Genomic DNA, 20,851 nt, shown 5'->3' on the forward strand with positions numbered 1-20,851 from the left:
GTTGGCTATTTTTACGCTGTCATACACCATAGCGCGATATACTTGCTCGAAAGTAAAATATCGATATCCGCTTTTATAATGCAGTGAGGATATTATCTGCTTCGTGTCTAAGGCTGCATGTGTTGTTTCTGGCGAAGCTCCCACAGAAAAAAGCATACTGCCCCCTTATTTGCATCGTTATAAAGTCTCAATATAAAACCATTATATTGTAATTTAATGCCTTGTATCTAAGTGTAATTTGGCTTGCTGATTTTGCATCTTTAAGTAACATGGGGATAAGTATGTTGAACTGAAACAATAAAACAAGTAGTGAAAAATTATGAGTGTAAATTTAACGCAAATTAAAGCAAAACTCGCCACTGAATTATCGATCAGCAAGCAACAGGTTGATGCGTTCATTTTACTTTATGATGACGGTAATACGGTGCCATTTATTGCGCGCTACCGTAAAGAGGCAACTTCTGGCCTCGATGATAACCAGCTTCGTTTGTTGGAAACCCGCTTAATTTATCTGCGTGAATTAGCTGTTCGCCGTGTGGCCATTTTAAAAGCATTGACCGAGCAAGATAAATTATCTAGCCAACTGCGAAAGCAAATAGAGACTTGTGAAAGTAAGAATGAACTTGAACTTTTATATCTGCCTTTCAAAAGCAAACGTATTAGCAAAGGTACCTTGGCGCTTGAAGCGGGTATTGGCCCGCTTGCAGATAAGTTATGGTATCAGGCTGACGCCGATAAAATGATCCTTGCAGGGCGGTATATTAACCGTCACAAAGGTTTTGATGATATCAAAATGGTATTAGATGGCGCACTAGAGATACTGGTTGAGCGTATTAGCCACGATAGTGCATTACTAGAAAAACTACGAAAATATTTGTTGGGTAATGCGTTGCTTACCAGCCAAGTTGTTAAAGGTGCAGAGCAGACGGGTAGTAAATTTAAAGATTATTTTGATTATAGTGAACGCCTAAATAAAATAGCATCACATCGTTTATTAGCGCTTTTACGCGGTAAAAGCGAAGGTTTCTTAAAGCTAAAACTAGAAACTGATCCCAAGCAAGATAAAGCCAATAAACAATCCTACTGCGAAGTATTAATTGCCAACCATTTAGGTTTTTCATTACAAAGTGTGCCACTGGATAGCTGGCGGGCACTGGTGATTAAAAAAAGCTGGAAAAGTAAATTATCGGGTTTATTAGAAACACAGTTAATCTCGGCTTTAAAAGAGAATGCTTATGACAGCGCAATTGAGGTTTTTGCTGGAAATCTAAAAGACCTATTAATGGCGGCACCTGCTGGGCGTAAAGTTGTATTAGGGCTTGATCCTGGCTTTCGAAGTGGCTGTAAAGTGGCGGTAGTTGATGAAACGGGAAAATTACTCGATTATGCAACTATTTACCCACACGCACCTGTTTTTAAAAGCGCCCCGTCTGAGCGGTTATTACTGCAATTAATAGAAAAATATAAAGTCGACTTAATCGCTATTGGTAATGGTACTGCTTCGCGAGAAACCGACAGTTTTGTTCGAGAAACCTTGAGTAAACAAACAGCCAAAGTCACACAGCTGATTGTTAGTGAAGCGGGGGCTTCTGTTTACTCTGCCTCTGAACTTGCATCATTGGAATTTCCTCAGCTAGATGTATCAATACGTGGAGCGGTTTCTATTGCACGCCGTCTACAAGATCCCTTGGCTGAATTAGTCAAAATAGATGCCAAAGCGATCGGTGTCGGGCTCTATCAACATGATCTCAACCAAAGTTTATTAAGTAAACGGCTGCAAGCTGTGGTTGAGGATTGTGTTAACGCGGTGGGGGTTGATCTTAATAGTGCCTCGGTATCATTGCTTAGTTTTATTGCCGGATTAAATACAACGATTGCTCAGAACATCGTTGATTACCGCGATACTTATGGGGTTTTTAGGTCACGCCAGACATTAAAAAAAGTGCCGCGTCTCGGCGCCAAAGCTTTTCAGCAAGCGGCTGGTTTCCTACGTATTATTGATGGAGACCATCCACTTGATAACTCCTCAGTGCATCCGGAAGCGTACAATTTGGTTAATGAAATAGCTACGCAGCAAAATAGGGGGGTCAAACAACTGCTTAATAATGTTGATATATTAAATAAAGTAGATGTTGAGAGGCTGGTTAATCACGAATTTGGCGCTATAGCGATCCACGATATTATTAATGAAGTAGGCAAGCCTAGCCGAGATCCGCGTCCTCAGTTCAAAACCGTGAGTTATGCCAAAGGGGTTAATAAACTCACTGATTTAAAGCTTGATATGGTATTACAAGGCGTGATCTCTAATGTCACTAGTTTTGGTGCCTTTGTGGATATTGGTGTCCACCAAGACGGGTTAGTGCATATTTCACAATTGGCGGATAAATTTGTCTCTGATCCATTACAAGTGGTTAAGGCTGGTCAAATAGTTGAAGTGAAAGTGCTTGAACTAGACCTAAACAGAAAACGGGTTGCTTTAACAATGCGCTTATAAAAAAACTAGCTGAAAGTAAAAGAGAAGAGTTAAACATTGACAAATACAAACCTAAAAACAGGCCGTCGGTTGCAGCAAATTGAGCAGATGATAACCAAGCACTATGATCATATATGGGATTGCTGCTGCGATCATGGATTATTAGGTTTTAGCTTACTAAACGCACAAGTCGCAGAGACTGTCCATTTTGTTGATATTGTGCCGGACTTAATGACCGATATAGAGGGAAAACTGCAAAATCATTGGCAGGGAAGTCAGCAAGCATGGCAGGTACACTGCCTCGATGCGGCGGAATTGCCGCTTAAACAGCTAGCGCAAACAGATAAGCACCTTATTATCATAGCGGGTATTGGCGGTGAGTTACTGATTGAGATTATGCGGGCGTTGTTGCCGCTTTGTACAAGCGACCAGATAGAATTTGTTTTGTGCCCCGTGCATCATAATTATAAAGTGCGGCAGTTTTTAATTGCTCATCAACTGGGGTTGATTAATGAATCACTGGTGGCAGAAAATAAGCGTTTTTATGAGCTGCTGCATGTCTCTCGGCAAAGCTTAAAAGCACTTTCGTCTGTTGGAAGTGTAATGTGGGATTTTAACAATCCAATGCATCGAAAATATCTGGATAAAACAATTCAGCATTATCAACGTAGTACTCAAAATTCAAGTGTCGATGCTCATGCTATTCTAAATCAGTACTTAAGCTTAAAAAAAAATACAAGGGCTGCAATTTAATAATTAACCTTCACTTGGGATTAGTTGCACTGTGTCAATTTGCTTATCCGAATGAGAGTTAATTATTTAATAACGCTATTTTAACAAGGTTAAATTAATCTGCTGTTTCTTCATCTGCTATAAGCGGAAATTCTGGTAGCGAAGTCCCATCATTATTAGGATAAACGATAAATTCACCGTGGTACTTAACCTTAGATTTATAATCCGTTATTTTATATAAGAGTAGATCTTGGGTAAATGCAAGATCAACAATAGTTTGCTGATTACCTCTAACATATAAGGACAGTGGTTTGATTAAAATACCTTGCTCATCAAAGTGATTGCTTAGTTGCTGTGCGCATACAATTAATGACTCTTTTCCACCACTATGGCGATTCAGTTTTTCACCTACTTCAAGGTCTGTGGTTACCATCCATTGCTTATCTGAAAGAATAGTAAAAAGCTGCTTAAGCTGTGCAAGATGAACTGGCTGAACCTGTTTATCTACATCTAACACTTGGTTATAACAGTTTTGTAAGAAAAGAAATTGCTCTTTTAATCCTGCGTCTTTGCCGAAACTGCGTGCTTGTCTTTGCCAGCCCTTTAAGGTTGCTAATACAATTGCGTCAAACCGTTTCTTTTTCATCGCATTGGTTACCCAGGCGCCTAAATAATGGGCTTCACTGAGGGGGTTGTGTGGTGTCCGTCCTGATGCTTGTGATGCAGTTAATTCAGTGAGAGCGTCATTAATTAGTGTATAAATTTCTTGAGAAAAAAGAACCATGTCAATCCTATTGTATGAGCCGCTATATGAGCGGGCGAGCAAGGGCAAATTATGACAGGCAATAAGACGAGTCACAAGTAGGGAACTACAAGTAAGTCGTTTAATTTTGTCATCACTATAAAATCAGTTGTAAAAGGTCAATCAGATTTACATGCGCTAAAGAGATAAAGAGCCTATTTACACGCAGAATAACTATTTGAGTGCATTATCAAACTAATCGATAGCGTCATTTGTGGGAATTGCACGTTTCTTGCACAATTTCACTGTATCATCACTGGGTATTATTAAGTACTTTTGCTTGTTATTTCTTGACCCACAAGTGGATACGATTAAAGTTTACAGTTATTTATTTTTAAAGAGATCCATGGTAATGAAAATTCATCGCAAACTATTTGTAATTTTGTTTGGTTTTAGCCTGTTACTTGTAACCGCACTGGTTCTATTAATACAATGGAGTATTGGCCGGGGCATGGTTGAGTATGTAAATACTAAAGAGGTTGAAGCGATGAAACCTTTAGTGGCTGATCTTGGGCTACATTATCAAAAACAAAATAACTGGTCAGAAATGCAAGGGCAGCAAAGGGCATTTGAACAACTGGTGTTTTTAAATTTTAAAAAAAATAATTATATGCCAGGACCTCCTCCATTCCATTTAGGTAGGCCACCTCCACCGCCTGAAAATGATTTTTTTGAAGGTGGAGATAATAAAATTAGGAACGAAAATAGGGCTCGAGAGAAAAATTTTCCGCCAGTACATCAAGCTAATTATGCTTTATTGGATGCAAGGGAAAACCTTATCGTTGGGCATTACCGCAAAGATATTAAATATAGTAAAACAGCCGTTATTGTCGATAATAAAAATGTGGGGTTTTTAGCAATACCCAAACGAAATGAAATTACGAATGGTTATGAGTTAGATTTTATTGAACAGCAGCGAAGTTATTTATGGATTATCGCTTTAGTTATCATGATGTTGGTGGCTTTGCTTGCACAAATACTTGCACGGCATTTAGTTGGCCCAATTAAAAAAATAACCCAAGCTACGCATAAATTGACTCAAGGTGATTATGAACAGTCTCTTGATTCACAGAGCAATGATGAACTAGGTGAACTAAGTCGAGATGTTAATGAATTAACCTTAACGCTGGATCAAAATAATAAGGCTCGGAAACGGTGGTTGGCGAATATATCTCATGAATTGCGGACACCGGTTACTATATTACGCGGCGAACTGGAAGCCATGCTGGACGATGTTCGGCCGTTAAATAAAAAAAATATAGCGTCAGCTAATGATGAAGTAAAACATTTACATTTTTTGATTAATGATCTTCAGCAATTAACCAGTGCGGATATAGGCGGTATACATTGTCAAAAGGTAAATGAAGACTTATCTTTATGGCTTAATTCAGCAGCGCATAAATATAGAAGTTATTTGGCAGATGCCGGTATTACACTCGAACTTATGATAGAGCCTAAACAGGCTAATATTTTTGCAGATAGCATCAGACTATGCCAGTTATTTGATAATCTAATTAATAACTGTGTTAAATATGCACAAGCAAAACGAGTCAAAATATCCCTTGAAATAGATAGACGCCCAATCCAAGCAATGGTAATTGTCAAAGTGGAAGATGATGGTGTCGGTGTGGAAAAACAACATTTGCCTTATTTGTTTGAGTATTTATACCGTGTTGAAAACTCTCGAAATCGTAAAACTGGGGGATCCGGACTTGGGTTGTCTATCTGCGCACACATTGTGGCTGCACACCAAGGAAAAATTTGTGCAGCGCAGTCTAATTTAGGTGGATTAGCTATTATCATTGAATTACCACTGAGTAAATAAATACAGGAAAGTAGTATGTCTAATTCAATATTAATCGTAGAAGATGAAATAAAACTGGCAAATCTGCTAGCAGATTACTTTAACTTAACTGAGTATAAGCCGTATCAAATCCATCATGGTGATGAAGTCATTGCATGGGTGAAAGCGAATCAGCCCAAAGCTATTTTATTAGATCTAATGCTGCCCGGTAAAGATGGCATCGAATTGTGCAAAGAAATACGTCAGTTTTCGAATGTGCCGATACTGATGATCACCGCTAAAGTTGAGGAAATTGATAGACTATTAGGGTTGGAACTAGGTGCTGATGATTATATCTGCAAACCATTTAGTCCAAGAGAAGTGGTGGCCAGAGTGAAGGCCGTTTTAAGAAGAACGGTGACCATAGAAACAAATATTACGGCGTTTACATTACATGAGTTCCGCTTGAGCGTTAGTTTCTGTGGGCAAGAAGTCTCGCTAACATCAGTTGAGTTTCAACTATTGAAACCTTTGGCGCATAAACCAGGGCAGATATTTACGCGTGAGCAACTTATGCAAAGTATGTATTCTGACCATCGTATCGTTAATCATCGAACCATTGATAGCCATATAAAAAAGTTGCGTAGAAAATTGGATGATATAAGCCAAGGAGTGGATCTGATTCAATCAGTTTATGGCACTGGATATTGTTTAGTTTTACCATAACAAATCTGAGTATTTCCTTATTTCTTGCACCTTATTTGCACATTCTATTGTTATTGTGATTTTATACTTGAGCCACAGGGGAAATAAATGAATATAAATAGTAATTTGTTGATTGCCGTAACGATAAGTTTAGCATTTTCGATCCAAGTAAGTGCCAAAGAAAAGGGGCAACCAAAGGAGGGAAAGTCACCTCGTCCTAGTTTTACAGAAATTGATGCCAATGCTGATGGCACAATTGATTTTGATGAGTTTTCTTTACAAGAAATCCCTTTTGGTGATTATCAAACCGTTTTTTCGGATATTGATACAGACGGGGATGGTGTTCTTAGTAGTCAAGAATATAACAGTCACAAACCACCTCGCCCACCAAAGCCATAATATAAGGATATTATATGATTAGTTCTATTAATTCAGCCAGTTCTTCTATGTCAATCTCGATGCCCTCAAAACGCACCGAGCAAGTTTTGAATGATGAACAGAAGACATTGATTTCAGATACATTAGCTGATTTTGACCCAGAAAATTTAACAGAATCTGATGCGTTGAGCATCGTTGAGACATTTTCGGAGGCCGGAATTCAACCTGGTTCTGGGCTTGGCGATGCGATGGAAGCGCTTGGCTTTGATGCTCAAACTCTTGGTGACTTAGTTAATAATGACAGTGATGCAAGCAGACCGCCACCACCACCTCCGCCAGCACAAAACGAAGTGGAAATAAGTTCTATGGTAAGTTATTTAGCGGATTTGATGGAAGAAAGACTTGCATCAACTGATACCTCAACTCTTACCGATCAAGACAAACAAGCTATCTATTCGAGTGTGCTAGAAAAATTTGGATTGGAAGAAGACGATTCTATTATTAATACAACGGCATAATAGTAATCCACTTTTAAGTAAATATTTCACTTACCTCATTGAGAAGCGATCACCTTGGTTACTAGGTTTCGCTTCTTTCTCACTGCTTCTTATACGGCCTTAACGGATAATCACTTTCTTAGTTATAATGTTATGAACAGCCAGTGGTTTTATTGCTTGTTGCCTAGTTTACTCAACAAAACGTGTGGAACTTGACCTTCCTTTTCTTTCGTTGTTAATTGTTTTTGAACTTACCAAGAACCAACAAACTCGCTTAACAGTACGTATAATGTGCTGATTCTTACCTTTTTAATTCAACGTTGCATCGCTTCACGGTTTCCCCTGATACAATGCCAATATCATATACAATATGAATAAGTATGCACCGAAATGAAGGTAAAAATGAACGCTGACAATGAAATTATAACGCAGACTGAAAACTGGGTTAAGCAAGTTATCGTTAAGTACAATATCTGCCCTTTTGCACGTCAAGAGGTTGAGCGTGGTTCTATTCGTTATACCGTTGTTGAGCAAACAGAGGTCGCTGATGTATTGCTTGAGCTTATTAAAGAATGTCAATATTTAGACCAAAATCAACACACAGAAACAACTTTGTTTATTCTGCCCGATGGGTTTGCTCCGTTTGATGATTTTCTAGATTTAGTGGACTTGGCGAATGATCTGTTATTTGAACAGGGGTTTGAAGGTGTTTATCAGTTAGCAACGTTTCATCCTGATTACTGTTTTGCTGGCGAGCCACAAAGCGATCCCGCTAATTATACTAATCGTTCACCTTACCCTTGTTTGCATTTAATAAGAGAAGCCAGTATGGCTCGTGTATTAGATATGCACCCGGATCCGGATGCTATTCCACAACGTAATATTGAATTCTGCCGCAAAAAAGGGGAGGCATTTTTTGTTAATCTATTAGCGGCTTGTTTAAAGAATGGATAATAAGATAAATTGAGCCTGACGATAACATTAGGTTAAGGAATTTTTTTGCTATACGGATTTGATATTGGTGGTACAAAAATCGCTTTTTCGGTATTTGATCAGCAGTTAGTTTGTGTTTTTTCGGAACAGCAACCGACCCCCCATGAATACACCGATTTTATGGTGTTGATTAATGACTGGGTTAAACAAGCGGATCTGCGATTTTCTTGTCGGGGAACGGTAGGGATCGGATTCCCAGGGGCCGTAAATCCATGTGATAGACGTTTGCATTGTGCCAATGTTCCCGCCATTGAAGGGCGGCACTTAGCGGATGATTTGACAATAACCTTAGGACGAGATGTCTCTCTAGAAAACGACGCTAACTGTTTCTTACTCTCTGAGTGTCATGGCGGAAGTGGTGACGGTTTCGCTACGGTACTGGGGATAACCCTCGGTACGGGAGTTGGTGCTGCGATTTTTGTTAACGGTGCTATTCACCGTGGATATAATGCGTTTGCAGGGGAAATAGGTCATTGCCCGATACCCGCAACCATGCTTCTAAAATACCCGAAATTGCCTCAGTTTAGTTGTGGTTGTGGGCGGAAGATGTGCTTAGAGACCTATATCTCCGGCACCGGGTTAGCTAATTTATATAAACACTATGCAGGTATGCCGCTGAAATCACCTGATATTTTGGATAAATACCGTGCAGGGGATAAAACTGCAATAAACGTGGTTGATATTTATTTGGATCTGTTTGCAGCCGGATTAGGCTGCGTTATATTAGTACTTGATCCCGATGTTATTATTTTAGGAGGCGGTTTATCAAACTTTGAAGCATTAGTGCCGGCATTAACTGCTCGCTTACCTGAACATTTATTAAAGGGCATGCGTCTGCCGACTCTTCGATCGGCGACATTCGGTGCTGCTGGTGGTGTGCGTGGCGCTGCTTTATTAAATTATCCATAAGCTAAACGGTTACACTCATTTTTCGCAGCGGTTATTGCTACGCTTAAATCCACAAAGTTACCTAAAAAGCATCGACAAAAGAGGCCATTCCTTATAAATTGTGGCGATCACTATTTCTCTATTACTTTTTGTATAAAAACCGTTCAAACAAGGATTTACTATGGTTCAGCAAGCCTATTCTCTACTGCGAATTATTATTATCGACAGTTTCTGGAAAGGTCAGGTTAATGAACTCGATTTAACTGGGCACACTCAACTTGAAGGCACCAACGGTGCGGGCAAAACTTCTTTAATGCGTTTGTTACCGCTATTTTATGGCATGCGACCGAGTGATATTGTCAGTAAGGTTGATCAAGCGAGGAATTTTGCCGATTATTATTTGCCACGCGATTCAAGTTTATTAGTGTATGAATACCAACGTCCCTATGGACAAACTTGTATGGTGCTGGCAAGCAGTGATGGCCGTAGTGTGCAATTTAAATTGATTGATGGATCTTATAATAGCAGTTCATTTATTGGTGAAGACAAGCACCCATTAGCAGTCGCGGAGATTGAGCGTATTTATCGCAGTGCAGGCTGTTATTGCTCTAGTTATTTAGGTGTCGATAAATACCGACAAGTGATCCAAAATTTACGCAGTGGGCGCAAACTGAAAGATGTACGACAATTGCAAAGTCGTTTCGCATTTAGCGATTTGCCGACGCCGCATATTGATAAAGTAATTAATGGCACTATCGAAAAGAATCTCGATTTCGATGCGGTTAAACGTATGCTGGTGGCGATTTCCAGTGATCATCTGGCGCGAAATAGCATTGAAGAGAAAGAGCAGATAAGCCTTAATAAAGAGGATATTACTCATTGGTTAGCGGATATTCAGGCGAGCCGCGCCATCCAAAAAGTAGCTGAAAAAATTTCAATATGGCAGAGTGATTTTAATAATCTTGATAGCTTACTCATTAAATTGCAGCATCTGCATTTTGAAATCATTAATCATCAGCAAAAATTACAGACATTACAGGAGACACGTAAAGAGAGCAAAGAGGTCACCCGTAAAACATTAGATGAACTCGAAACCGAATTAAAAATCGGTGGCGAATCTTTACGTAAAGAAATGGCTAATATATTGGCCTTGATGGAGGCGGATCAGAGCCGCATTGATCTGCTTGATCAAGATAAACTGAATTATGATGATAATGATGCCGCTAGTTTTCAGCTACAAGCGGATCAGGCGCCACGCATTCAGCAGCAGCTTAATGAAGTAAATGATGTCATTGAAGCCTTTGAAGGCAATATCAATAAAATTCAGCGCAAATTTGAAAAGTTAATACAAGACTTAACGCTGCAAAAAGTCACTGATGTGGCCGCTAATAGAGAACAATCTGCCTCGATTAAAGAATCTGCGAATGTGCAACTTAATGTGATCAGTGAATCTTACCAAGCACAGCTTGGACAGTTGAATGAATTATTAAACAGCACCTATTTAAAACTCAGTATGCAGCAACAAACGCTTGATAATCAGTTAGCTCAGGCCAGTCTAGCGCAACAAAACCCGATCATAGATGCTGAACTATTAATGGCGATTGAAGCCAATCAACATAATTTAGCGCAAACCCATGAAACACAGATGCTTATTTTACAAAAAACTAATGAGCAAAATGAACATCTTGCGTTACTTGAAAAACAGCGGGAAAAACTGCTTGATAAGCATAAACAAGATAACCGTAATTTAGCGCTGCTAAAACAACAGTGTGCGGCGCTGGAATTGCAGCTGCTGCCCGAAGTCGGTTCGCTGCAATACTACTTAAGCAATGAGCCGTTAGCTTGCCATTGGAAAGATAATATAGGGCGTTTATTATCTAGCGAACAAATGTCTCGCACTGATTTAGACCCTAGTTGGGGTGGGCAAAATGATAGTTTCTATGGTTTGCAATTGGATTTACAGCAACTGCAAGATAATGATTTGCAGCTTAATGAAAATGAGTTACGTGAAAAATTAAGCCATTTAGATAGCAAGAGGTTGATACTAAGCGAGCAAATAGCCGATCTTGATCAGCAACTTATTACTGCTAGCAAACAGATTGCAGCGCAAAAAATCACTATTAGTGAAGTTAAGCAAACCCTTAAGCAAAGTGAATTAAAGCTAAGCCAACTTAATGTGCAAAAACAGAACCTTGTTGATAAAAAACAACGTGCGATAAAAGAGGCAAACCTCGCTGTTGAAATGCAGATTAAAGTCTTAAACAGTGATAAAAAGCAGATAACAAAAAAAATTGCAGCCTTTACAGAATCACAGCAAACGCAAAAGTTTGAACTTAACACCTTAATGCTGGATCAACGCATGGTGGTGGAGTCGGATCGTGATAGCCAACTTGATCAACTTGAAGCACAGCTTGCTGCCATTGAAGAAAGCGCGACTACGCGTTTACGTGATTATAAAAAACAGAAAAATAGCGCGCTTAGCGATCTCGACCCTGATGGTGAAGTAGATAAACGCAGTCGTGAGCGTAAAACGCTTGAGCTTGCTTTAGGTGAATGTGCCGTCTGGGCACGCAAGGCGCGAGAATATCAGCAGTTTATGAATGAGCGTTATGTGCATCGCGATAAACTGGTTGAGCTTAATCAAAACAGAGAAATAAAAAAACGGGGATTAGAAAATAACCTTGAAGATTTACTTGCTGAAAAAGGGCAGTTAATTGCGGTCAATCAAACGCTACTGAAAAAATTAACCACACAATTACGTGATAGTGATGATCTGTTAATACAGTTAAGTGAAAGCCAACGTTTGTGTGAAATGAGTGGCATTGCACCATTAACCAGTGAAACCGAACCTCATAATGAAGCGGATTTAGCCGTCAGTTTTTGTTTTGATTGGTTAAAGCAGTTTAAGAACGTTGAAAAACGTTTAACGGAGCAACTTAACCGTTTTAATGAATCTTTTAGAAAAAATCATGCCGGCAGCGAACTCTTTGAAAACTGGCTTAAACTGGTGGCTGACAATGATAATTATCAAGGTGCGAGAAGCCTTTTTAAATACCGTACCCCGATTGCCGACCTCCTGAGCTCTGCAGAGCAGAAACAAAAAAACACTTATCAGTTGGTGACGGTCAATGCCAACATGATTAATGAGTTCTATCAGCATATCGAAAACTTTGGGCGACGCATTAAAATTATTGGTAAGCAGCTTTCAACAAACGTCACTGCCTTAGCGCATTTTGAAGCGCTGGCAGATATCAACGTTTATACCGTGATGAAACAGGAAGAGCTTGAATATTGGGGGCCTCTACAGCAATTCTCAAAACTATTTGAGCTACATCGTGATGATTTACGTGAAGGGACCGGTGAAATTCCAGATGAACTTATCTATGCGATGCACAAGCTTTCTGCTTATCTGCCTAGTGATGGCTTTGTATTGGCGCATAATAATCTCTTTGATATCGAATTCACTATTACCGAGAATGGGCAGTTAAAACACGCAAGAAATGCGCGTCAGTTGAAAAAAATAAGCTCAACCGGGCTTTCTTATCTGGCCATGTTATCTTTATTTGCGGGTATTTTAGGAATGTTACGGGGGTCTGGTGATACGCCTTCTGTGATTATTTTACCAGTCGATGAATTAGGTGAATTAGCGGCTGAAAACATTGATCAGTTATTGAAAATGTTTAATGAAAATAATATCTCCATGTTGTCCGCTTCTCCGTCAACGGATCGCCATATCCTTTCGCTTTACGATCGCCATTACAAATTAAAAGACAATAAAATTTACCATGCGGAAATACCGATATCACGTTTAGATGAGTTATTAGCGCAACGTAAACAACAGAGCAGTGCACAGCAAACTGTGGAGGTTGAATAATGTTTAAACAGACTGTACAAAAACTATTAACCGGCGCTATTATCTGCGAAACGGCGTTTGCTGACGAATATGAATATCTACAAGCCAATGATAATAGTCAACGTGTAAACGATTTTTTAGGGAATTTAGACAGAAATTTAACCTACCTTGACAGCGCCGATGCGTTTTACTGTACTTTTCAGCAAGTTGATCAAAGTAATAGTGCGGAATTAAGCGTTTTGTTTAGCGAGGTGCGCAGTAGTTTTCGTCCATTAGTTGAGTTTTTAGAGCTGTTACTGACGGTCAGTCAAACGGATCTGCCTCTGCATGCAAAATCGGTAGTGAATATTAACGAGTTGTTCGATCCCTTTGAACATGACCAAACCTTACGTGAGCATTTGCGCCACTTAACCTCTATCAAACCTTTTAAAAGCAATAAATTAGAAACCCGTGAGCAGTTAGTTTTTGTATTTCAAAAGCTCGAAGAGATGGGCTATTTAGTGCGTAAAAACATCGGTAGTAGCCGTTATTATGGCACCGCACGTTTTGATATTATCTATCTGTTAATCGAGTTTCTAAACGATTCTGAACGTGTTGAACTGCCGGAAAATGATCAGCAGCAACAAGAGGAGTTGCTCTTTTAATGGCGGGATATGATGTAGGCGATGTTGCTGAATTACTAAAACAGATCGGTAGCAATGGACAGTTGTTAGCAGATGCTTATGTATATGGTTCGATTGCCGGCGATCAGCTCGATGCGGGTAAACTTAATTTACTCCAGAAAAAAGGTTTGTTGCGGCCTGATGATGAGCCCGGTGATTACCGTGTAACCGCTGAATTAAAACGTATGCTCAATCGTTTGATGCGTAAGCAGAGCAGCTATCGGCAACTAACCGATATGGGGAAAGTGATCGATATCTTAGATGATACGGTTAACGATTTTCAGCTATCGGTGCAAAGCAATCAGCATGAAGATGCTGAATATTACTTGGATCAATTAGACGATCTTCTTTATGAAGCAAAAGACAATCTCAATGTCAGTTTAGATAATATGCATTATGCTATCTCCAGTCAGTTTGGTTTTGTCAGTACCTTAAGTGCTAAGGTCCGCGAAAACGAAAAAGCGCTAGATTATGCACAAAAACTTTTGACCGAGTTGCAGCAGATAGATCCCGAAGCCTGTTATGAGTGGACAAATTGGGCTGCGCCCGTTGATTTCACTCGAAAAATAAGTGGCTTTATCTACTGGTTTAATCAAACGTTGGCACGCTTGCGTTTTATTATCGACAATATGCGCCTGAGTTTATTTAGGTTACGCCGTGATGAAAAACAGGCCAGCCTACTGCGTAATATGGCGCGTTATCTGCGTAAACATCCTGAATTTGAAATTAGCGATGCACTGTTTGAAGATCCCAGCTTAAATGAAAAGTTAAAGTTTGCCGCACCGCTTAAGCTTAAATGTTATGTAGATATTAAAGACAGTGCGGTAGAAGAGCCGCTGTTCGCATTAGTGCAATCATTGCGTAAGCAAACTAAACCAACCGCTATTAATCCGCGTGAAGTGGGTACTGTTGAGATTAAGCCTATCGAGCGAGTGGTTGTTGAACCGGATTATTTTGGAGAGCAAACAGAATTATTGTTTGAACTGGCCATTACCACAGGTGAGTCTATTTCGGCTATCGGTTATTGGCAGAGTGAGTTGCAAAACTGGTCGCAAAGCGCACAAACAATCGAGCCTAAAGCTTGGATTGAACTGGTGTTTAGCAGTTATTGCAAATTGACACTTGAGCAGCAGGCCGCTTTAGATATCAAAATGGCAGGCATACTTGTCTCTGGTACTTCTGATAATTACAGTTACAGTGATCTGCGCATTGTTTTAAAAGAAAGCCACTAGCAAAAGAAAATTTGCACAGGTAAGCATGAATAAAGCACTCTATATTTTCTGCCAAGCAAAATTTAGAACCCTACACAAGGGTAAGTTAAAACTGTCGAGCTTATTAAGCCGTTTAAATGATGATTATGGTTTTGGCTTGATTGACGGCAATTATCTCTATTTCACGGAAAAAGATAGGGCTTCTCTGATTGAGCGGGTGCAATTGGAAAATTGTTTGCATCTTTTTCGCGATCTCTACCCAGAGGCGCAAAGCCGTGCATTGACTGCAAAAGTACAGCGTAATGAAAAAACCAATAGTTATACAGTCAGCCAAGATTTTATTTTGCTCAATAGCTTACAGACGATGCAACTTAATAAGCAACAATTTCAGGGTAATCCTTTTACTTCATTAGGTATGTATCTCAAAGCGGATGAAATCATTTCTGTTGAACATCCGCAGATTGTGCTGGTCGAAAATTTGACCATTATGGCTAACTTGCATGCGTTAGTGATTCCAGCTTCGCTGCGTAGTGCGTTATGGCTTTATCGTGGCGATTTTAAAAAGCAGCAGCAAACAAGTTGTGCTTATCAGTTTTTCCGTCGTTTTAGAGAAACCAATCAGTTAATCTGTTTTAGTGATTTAGATCCTGCGGGCATACAAATAGCGCTAACTTGTGATGCTCATTATTGGTTAACACCGCAAGACAGCGGCGTTATCAATATGGCATTACAGGGTGAAGAAAATGAATGGTTTAATCAGCAATCTGCTATCCGTTATCTACAAGATAGATCTGCCCTTCCTAAAAAGTGCCAAGATGCCTTGGCGCAGATGATGCTCAGTCGCAAAACCTTAAAACAAGAGCAGATGCTGGCTCATCATATCCAGCTGGCATTATTTAAACTGTAGAACAAATTTATTTATGAATGGCCAGCGCCGCAATGTTGAGCTAACTAATATAACAGGACTTTTATGCGCGTTGCAGCAACTTCAGAAAAAGCACGACAGGTGATGGTACTACTGACTCAGATTCAGAAACAATTTGTTCAGCAGTTAATTACTATGAGTACTCAAGCGGGCAAGCCCAATGCCTTTGAAAAGGTAGAGTGGTTACGTGATAAAGGTGAACATGGTGGTGGCTTGCGTTATCAGCTAGCCGTGACAGGCCTATTTAGTCGAGCTTCAGTGAATGTCTCGCAGGTTCATTTTGAATATAGTGATGATAAAAAATTCACCGTCGCAACCGCATTATCGACCATTGTCCATCCGGCACATCCGTGCCTTCCTTCACTTCATCTGCATATCAGTTGGACATTACTTAAAAATGGTCAGAGTTACTGGCGAATAATGGCGGATTTAAATCCGGCTATCGTCGATCTTAGCGATAAACAAACCTTTGATAATGCGCTTCGTGTTGCTGCCGCTGAGTATTATGCGCAGGGCTGTGCATTGGGTGAACAGTATTTTAATATTCCTGCCTTGGCTGTACATCGTGGTGTCAGTCATTTCTATCTTGAAGGCTTCAACCCCGATTGTGCTGAATTTCTAGCATTTCCCAGTAATTTTGCGGAGACGATGATCAATGCTTATACGGAAATAATTAGTGATAAATCAAAGCGGGTAAAGGCAAAAACTAAAGAGCAGGTAAATACTCAATTGGCTTACCACACTCTTTATTTTTATCAGGTGCTCACTCTAGATAGAGGCACGACTGCTGGGTTATTAGCCCATGATCAGAATGATCTGGGTACATTAGGATCTTTGCCTGCCTATATCAGTCGCGATCTGCTAAGTCGTTGGATTGCAAAAACCGTCGCACCTAAAGATAAATTAATTACCGCCTTGTTAGCTATTTTTCCAAATACCAATCGATGTGCCGTAACAGAAAAAGAAAAACGACAGATAGCGAAAATCATACGTGATTTTTATAAAATACATAGATAAGCGGTTTAGTACCTAAAAAGAACGAATGAGCAGAAATAAAGGTCTTTTTTGTTGTAAAGGAGGATTCGATTCTCAAATCAATTTCACATACACTGTCCGCAGATTAAATGATAAGGAAAAAATTGATGTATAAACTGATTGCTTTAGATATGGACGGCACCTTGCTTGATAGCCAAAAAGCATTAACAAGCAGAGTGTGTGCTGCAATAGCTAAAGCTAAAGCACAAGGAGTCAAGGTGGTGCTTGCATCTGGTCGCCCATTTGAGGGAATGTTACCGACATTAAAAGCGCTTGGCCTTGATGGCGAAGAAGATTATGTACTGACCTACAATGCATCGCTAATTCTTAAAGTTGCTTGTAAAACCGTTGTTAGTCGTGCGATTTTAAAAGGGCAAGATGCAATCGAACTGCATCAACTAGCAAATGAATTAGGGGTAAATATTCTTGCTTATTCTATGACGCGAGGTTTGATTACACCTAAAAAGAATAAATATACGGATTTTGAAGCAACACTGAATGACATTGAATTTTCTGAGTTTGACTTTAATCTGCTTGACGTGGATGAAGATATTCTCAAAGTGATGATGATTGATGAATCGGAATTACTTTCAAATGCGATCCCTTTATTGCCGACCGAGTTACAAGAAAAATACTCAATGGCGCGAAGCACGCCGCATTTTTATGAGTTTATGAATAAAGACAGTAATAAAGGTAAAGGGATGGCAGCATTAACAGCGCATCTTGGACTGACAGCAGAGCAAATTATTTGTGTGGGTGATGCCGCCAATGATTTAGAAATGATTCAATTTGCGGGTTTGGGAGTGGCAATGGAAAATGCAACCGATGCAGTAAAATATCACGCTGACTATATTACCGCTAGCAACGACCAAGAAGGTGTTGCCCATGTTTTTGAAAAATACATTTTAAAATAATATTTGCTCAGCATTCGGGTTTTTCTGCGTTAACTCAGCTACCAATAGATCGCTATTGTTACGCTGAGTTAGTTGACCGTATTGATATCAATACGGTTTAATTATTATTCATGGTGATGGTCATGCTCATAATCGGCATATCTATCCATAATTTGCGCACTTGGAGTGAAGTCGTCATCATCTCCGGCGAGATATCTTAAGTGTTCCCAGGTTAGCATATAGGCGAAATACAAACGATATAAACGACTTTTTTTAATGCCCACGCCTGCGAATATTTGGCTACCGTTATAGCCTTGTAACGACTCAATGATATTGATGAAGCGTAGCCATTTTTTGTTTGAACTGGTGTTTTCCGCAAAAAAATAGTTACCTGCTGCTGCATTGAAAACCTTTAGCGCAGACCAAAAGCGCTTATTAGTATCTATGTTACTGAGTTTTTGAGCCGCTTCGATTGATTTTTCAAAGGTATTTTCCCCAATGCCTTCACTGCTTAAATAATGCCTAAGCTGTTGCTCTAAATGCACGCTGCCTTGCTCGAAAAACGGGCGTTCACAGAGCGGTTTATCGTTACTAATAAGTGCTTGTAAAAAATCTTCAAAGTGTTGAGTCACGTGCTTTACCTTATGTTAAAACGGCTAAAAAAATCGAAACAGTACTGATGTATTTACCTGCCTATTTTTTTCGAGCTATCTAATTCGTTGCAGTATATTATCGCGCAGAAGAGTAACAGATTGCGAGGGGGGATTGCATCAGATTATTTGTTAGTTTTACCTAAGATAACAACAGCAAGCCATGACTCGTGTTTTTTACCATTAGCCTCACTCTTATATTTCCTCTACAATCCGCTTCTTTTTACTACAGAAAGAAAACTATGTTGTTGACCATTCTCTACATTATCGGCATTACTGCAGAAGCTATGACTGGCGCTATTTCTGCAGGCAAAAGAAAAATGGATTGGTTCGGTGTGATGTTTGTGGCTAGCGTGGCTGCTATCGGCGGCGGGACGGCACGTGACATTATTTTAGGTCATTACCCAGTCGGCTGGATAAAGCACCCCGAATATATCATGATAACTTGTGGGGCTGGTGTACTGACAACGCTAATCGCACCTTGGGTAGCTCGCAATCAGCGTCTTTTTGTCACATTAGATTCAATAGGGTTAATTGTTTTTAGTATTATCGGCTGCCGTGTTGCCATGGATATGCATCTGCCTGCGTTCATTTGCGTAATTGCAGCGATTGTAACGGGAATATTTGGTGGTTTGTTGCGCGATCTTGTTTGTCGCCAAAAGCCATTGGTATTACATAAAGAGCTGTATGCCTCGGTGGCACTCTTTGCCGCGAGCTTATATCTGGCATTACTTTGGTATGGTGTTGAAGATGATCTTGCGGTTATTGTTACCTTAATGGCTAGTTTCAGTCTGCGCATTGTCGCGCTTAAACTTGCGTGGTCTCTGCCCGTTTTTTACTTTGAAAAAGAAAAAATAGCGCAGAAAAAGAGTATCAAAGGAAAATCGTAAGGTGAAATGTTGTGCATATAATTTACTTCCGAGCTAACGATAAGCGGGTGGCAAACCCGTTATCTAATTGTTATCAGCAATTGAGTTGATATTTCGGATATTAATCTCTGTTTTTACTTATCATTGCTAAACGTCAAAACTTAATATTCAGAGCAAATCCTGTGTTTTCCACTCTGTGGCCAACTAAAGTTACTCCGCATCTAACTCATACCTTGTTACTGACAATTCCCTTGGCATAATGCTTGCGCTCAACATTGAACCTGTTAACTTTCGAGCCGCACAGCGTTTTGATATACTTGCGGCCTCATTAATCAGTTGCCACAGATAAATCATTTAAGGTAAATATGAAGACAGAAAAAGAAAAAATGCTTGCGGGTGAACCTTACTTGGCAGGCGATGAAGAACTCTACAATGAACGCATTCAGTGTCGGATAATCTTGAAAAAATTAAACAACAGCATTCCCGACAGCGATGAGTGGAATACCGCGATGACTGAATTGCTCTCGGATGCAGCAGATGGCGCCTATATTGAACCGCCTTTTCATTGTGATTACGGCAGTAACATTAGTCTTGGGCGAAATTTTTACGCCAATTTTAACTGTATTATTTTGGACGTTAATCGGGTTGAAATTGGTGACAATGTAATGTTTGCGCCAAATGTTCAGGTTTATACTGCAGGGCACCCACTTGACGTAAAAGGGCGGGTTGAAGAGGGAATTGAATTCGGTTTACCCATAAAGATTGGTCATAATGTTTGGATTGGCGGTGGTGCTATTATTTGTCCCGGTATTACTATTGGAGACAATTCGGTGATCGGTGCAGGATCTGTGGTGACCAAAGATATTCCCGCGAATGTAGTTGCTGCTGGAAGTCCGTGTCGAATAATAAGGAATCTGGAGTCATAAAAGGACACCGGGTTAGGCCGCTTCTTGTTATTGGAAAATATACGCATCGAATGTGCTTTATCACGTTCACGGATATCACCCAAGGTTCTATGTAAGAAGCATTATGCATACCATCTTAGAGGTTCAAAATGGGCAATAAACAACTAGGTAAATTAGTGCTTAGCGAAGCACAGATTAAAGACGGAGTAAAAGAAGTTGCCCGTCAACTCAACGAAAAATTTCAGGGTAGTAGTGTGGTTGTCATTACCGTGGTACCTGGAGGGATACTGTTTACCGCTGACTTGGTTCGGGAGTTATTGTTTAATGTCAGTATGGACTATATTTCATGCCCCCATATTCCCGGCTCTAGAGATAATAATTCACCGATAGCGTACCACCAGAATATAAATATCAAAGGCAAGCACGTGATTGTTATTGATGATGCTATCGAGTCGGGAGGGACGATGAAAGTGAGCTTACGGCAGCGTAGCTCAACTTCCATTTTTTGTTCTGATTTAATACGGGTAACTCATCCATCAGGACTTAATTATGTCAAATCCAGAGCAACTTAGTAGCGTTATTACTGCATTTGAGCAG

At 39.9% G+C, this 20,851-nt stretch carries 19 protein-coding genes; 17 read left to right on the forward strand and 2 right to left on the reverse strand.

What is annotated here, in order from left to right; translation table 11 throughout:
• Nucleotides 1-319: 319 nt before the first annotated feature.
• Both KSO91_RS06370 and KSO91_RS06375 read left to right on the forward strand, forming a co-directional pair.
• Complete coding sequence (locus KSO91_RS06370) at nucleotides 320-2,494, forward strand: Tex family protein (RefSeq protein WP_238742125.1); 2,175 nt, start codon at nucleotides 320-322, stop codon at nucleotides 2,492-2,494.
• 36 nt (nucleotides 2,495-2,530) lie between these two features.
• Nucleotides 2,531-3,226, forward strand: a complete 696-nt coding sequence (locus KSO91_RS06375) for a tRNA (adenine(22)-N(1))-methyltransferase (RefSeq protein ID WP_238742126.1) — start codon at nucleotides 2,531-2,533, stop codon at nucleotides 3,224-3,226.
• Nucleotides 3,227-3,320: 94 nt separating this feature from the next.
• Here the strand turns inward: KSO91_RS06375 and KSO91_RS06380 are convergent, their stop codons facing one another.
• The gene (locus tag KSO91_RS06380; protein ID WP_238742127.1) at nucleotides 3,321-3,989 is read right to left on the reverse strand and encodes a DUF2913 family protein; all 669 of its coding nucleotides are present in this window, start codon (nucleotides 3,987-3,989) and stop codon (nucleotides 3,321-3,323) included.
• Between the two features lie 232 nt (nucleotides 3,990-4,221).
• On the opposite strand from KSO91_RS06380, the gene KSO91_RS06385 reads away from it, so the two are divergent.
• The 12 genes from KSO91_RS06385 (at nucleotide 4,222) to KSO91_RS06440 (ending at nucleotide 17,851) form a co-directional block, all read left to right on the forward strand.
• On the forward strand, nucleotides 4,222-5,832 hold the full coding sequence (locus tag KSO91_RS06385; protein WP_238742128.1) for an ATP-binding protein: 1,611 nt from the start codon (nucleotides 4,222-4,224) through the stop codon (nucleotides 5,830-5,832).
• 15 nt (nucleotides 5,833-5,847) lie between these two features.
• Nucleotides 5,848-6,516: a response regulator gene (locus KSO91_RS06390; RefSeq protein ID WP_238742129.1), complete on the forward strand. Its 669-nt coding sequence runs from the start codon at nucleotides 5,848-5,850 to the stop codon at nucleotides 6,514-6,516.
• An 87-nt stretch (nucleotides 6,517-6,603) separates the two neighbouring features.
• Entirely contained in the window at nucleotides 6,604-6,894 is a 291-nt protein-coding gene (locus KSO91_RS06395; protein WP_238742130.1) for an EF-hand domain-containing protein, read from the forward strand.
• A 14-nt stretch (nucleotides 6,895-6,908) separates the two neighbouring features.
• Entirely contained in the window at nucleotides 6,909-7,391 is a 483-nt protein-coding gene (locus KSO91_RS06400; RefSeq protein WP_238742131.1) for a hypothetical protein, read from the forward strand.
• 381 nt (nucleotides 7,392-7,772) lie between these two features.
• Complete coding sequence (locus tag KSO91_RS06405; RefSeq protein WP_238742132.1) at nucleotides 7,773-8,324, forward strand: DUF1415 domain-containing protein; 552 nt, start codon at nucleotides 7,773-7,775, stop codon at nucleotides 8,322-8,324.
• Between the two features lie 45 nt (nucleotides 8,325-8,369).
• Nucleotides 8,370-9,272 carry an ROK family protein gene (locus KSO91_RS06410; RefSeq protein WP_238742133.1) on the forward strand — a complete coding sequence of 301 codons (903 nt, stop codon included), beginning with the start codon at nucleotides 8,370-8,372 and terminating at the stop codon, nucleotides 9,270-9,272.
• A gap of 160 nt (nucleotides 9,273-9,432) precedes the next feature.
• A complete protein-coding gene (locus tag KSO91_RS06415) occupies nucleotides 9,433-13,125 on the forward strand; it encodes an ATP-binding protein (protein ID WP_238742134.1) in 3,693 nt (1,230 codons plus the stop codon).
• Entirely contained in the window at nucleotides 13,125-13,748 is a 624-nt protein-coding gene (locus KSO91_RS06420; protein WP_238742135.1) for a hypothetical protein, read from the forward strand. The genes KSO91_RS06415 and KSO91_RS06420 overlap by 1 nt, the downstream gene beginning before the upstream one ends.
• Complete coding sequence (locus KSO91_RS06425) at nucleotides 13,748-14,998, forward strand: hypothetical protein (protein ID WP_238742136.1); 1,251 nt, start codon at nucleotides 13,748-13,750, stop codon at nucleotides 14,996-14,998. The genes KSO91_RS06420 and KSO91_RS06425 overlap by 1 nt, the downstream gene beginning before the upstream one ends.
• A gap of 25 nt (nucleotides 14,999-15,023) precedes the next feature.
• A complete protein-coding gene (locus tag KSO91_RS06430) occupies nucleotides 15,024-15,884 on the forward strand; it encodes a DUF7281 domain-containing protein (protein ID WP_238742137.1) in 861 nt (286 codons plus the stop codon).
• A 63-nt stretch (nucleotides 15,885-15,947) separates the two neighbouring features.
• Complete coding sequence (locus KSO91_RS06435) at nucleotides 15,948-16,919, forward strand: coproporphyrinogen III oxidase (RefSeq protein ID WP_238742138.1); 972 nt, start codon at nucleotides 15,948-15,950, stop codon at nucleotides 16,917-16,919.
• Between the two features lie 125 nt (nucleotides 16,920-17,044).
• Entirely contained in the window at nucleotides 17,045-17,851 is an 807-nt protein-coding gene (locus KSO91_RS06440) for a Cof-type HAD-IIB family hydrolase (RefSeq protein WP_238742139.1), read from the forward strand.
• Between the two features lie 104 nt (nucleotides 17,852-17,955).
• On the opposite strand, the gene KSO91_RS06445 is transcribed toward KSO91_RS06440, so the two are convergent.
• The gene (locus KSO91_RS06445; protein ID WP_238742140.1) at nucleotides 17,956-18,462 is read right to left on the reverse strand and encodes a hypothetical protein; all 507 of its coding nucleotides are present in this window, start codon (nucleotides 18,460-18,462) and stop codon (nucleotides 17,956-17,958) included.
• Nucleotides 18,463-18,722: 260 nt separating this feature from the next.
• Between KSO91_RS06445 and KSO91_RS06450 the strand changes: the two genes are divergently transcribed.
• The 3 genes from KSO91_RS06450 to KSO91_RS06460 all read left to right on the forward strand — a co-directional run bounded on the left by KSO91_RS06450 (nucleotide 18,723) and on the right by KSO91_RS06460 (nucleotide 20,826).
• Nucleotides 18,723-19,370 (forward strand): trimeric intracellular cation channel family protein, encoded by a 648-nt coding sequence (locus KSO91_RS06450; protein WP_238742141.1) that lies wholly within the window; start codon nucleotides 18,723-18,725, stop codon nucleotides 19,368-19,370.
• A gap of 344 nt (nucleotides 19,371-19,714) precedes the next feature.
• Nucleotides 19,715-20,275, forward strand: a complete 561-nt coding sequence (locus KSO91_RS06455; protein WP_238742142.1) for a sugar O-acetyltransferase — start codon at nucleotides 19,715-19,717, stop codon at nucleotides 20,273-20,275.
• A gap of 128 nt (nucleotides 20,276-20,403) precedes the next feature.
• On the forward strand, nucleotides 20,404-20,826 hold the full coding sequence (locus tag KSO91_RS06460; protein ID WP_238742143.1) for a phosphoribosyltransferase: 423 nt from the start codon (nucleotides 20,404-20,406) through the stop codon (nucleotides 20,824-20,826).
• Nucleotides 20,827-20,851 lie beyond the last annotated feature (25 nt).

The sequence above is a fragment of the Psychromonas antarctica genome (assembly GCF_022267535.1).
Lineage (GTDB): Bacteria > Pseudomonadota > Gammaproteobacteria > Enterobacterales > Psychromonadaceae > Psychromonas > Psychromonas antarctica.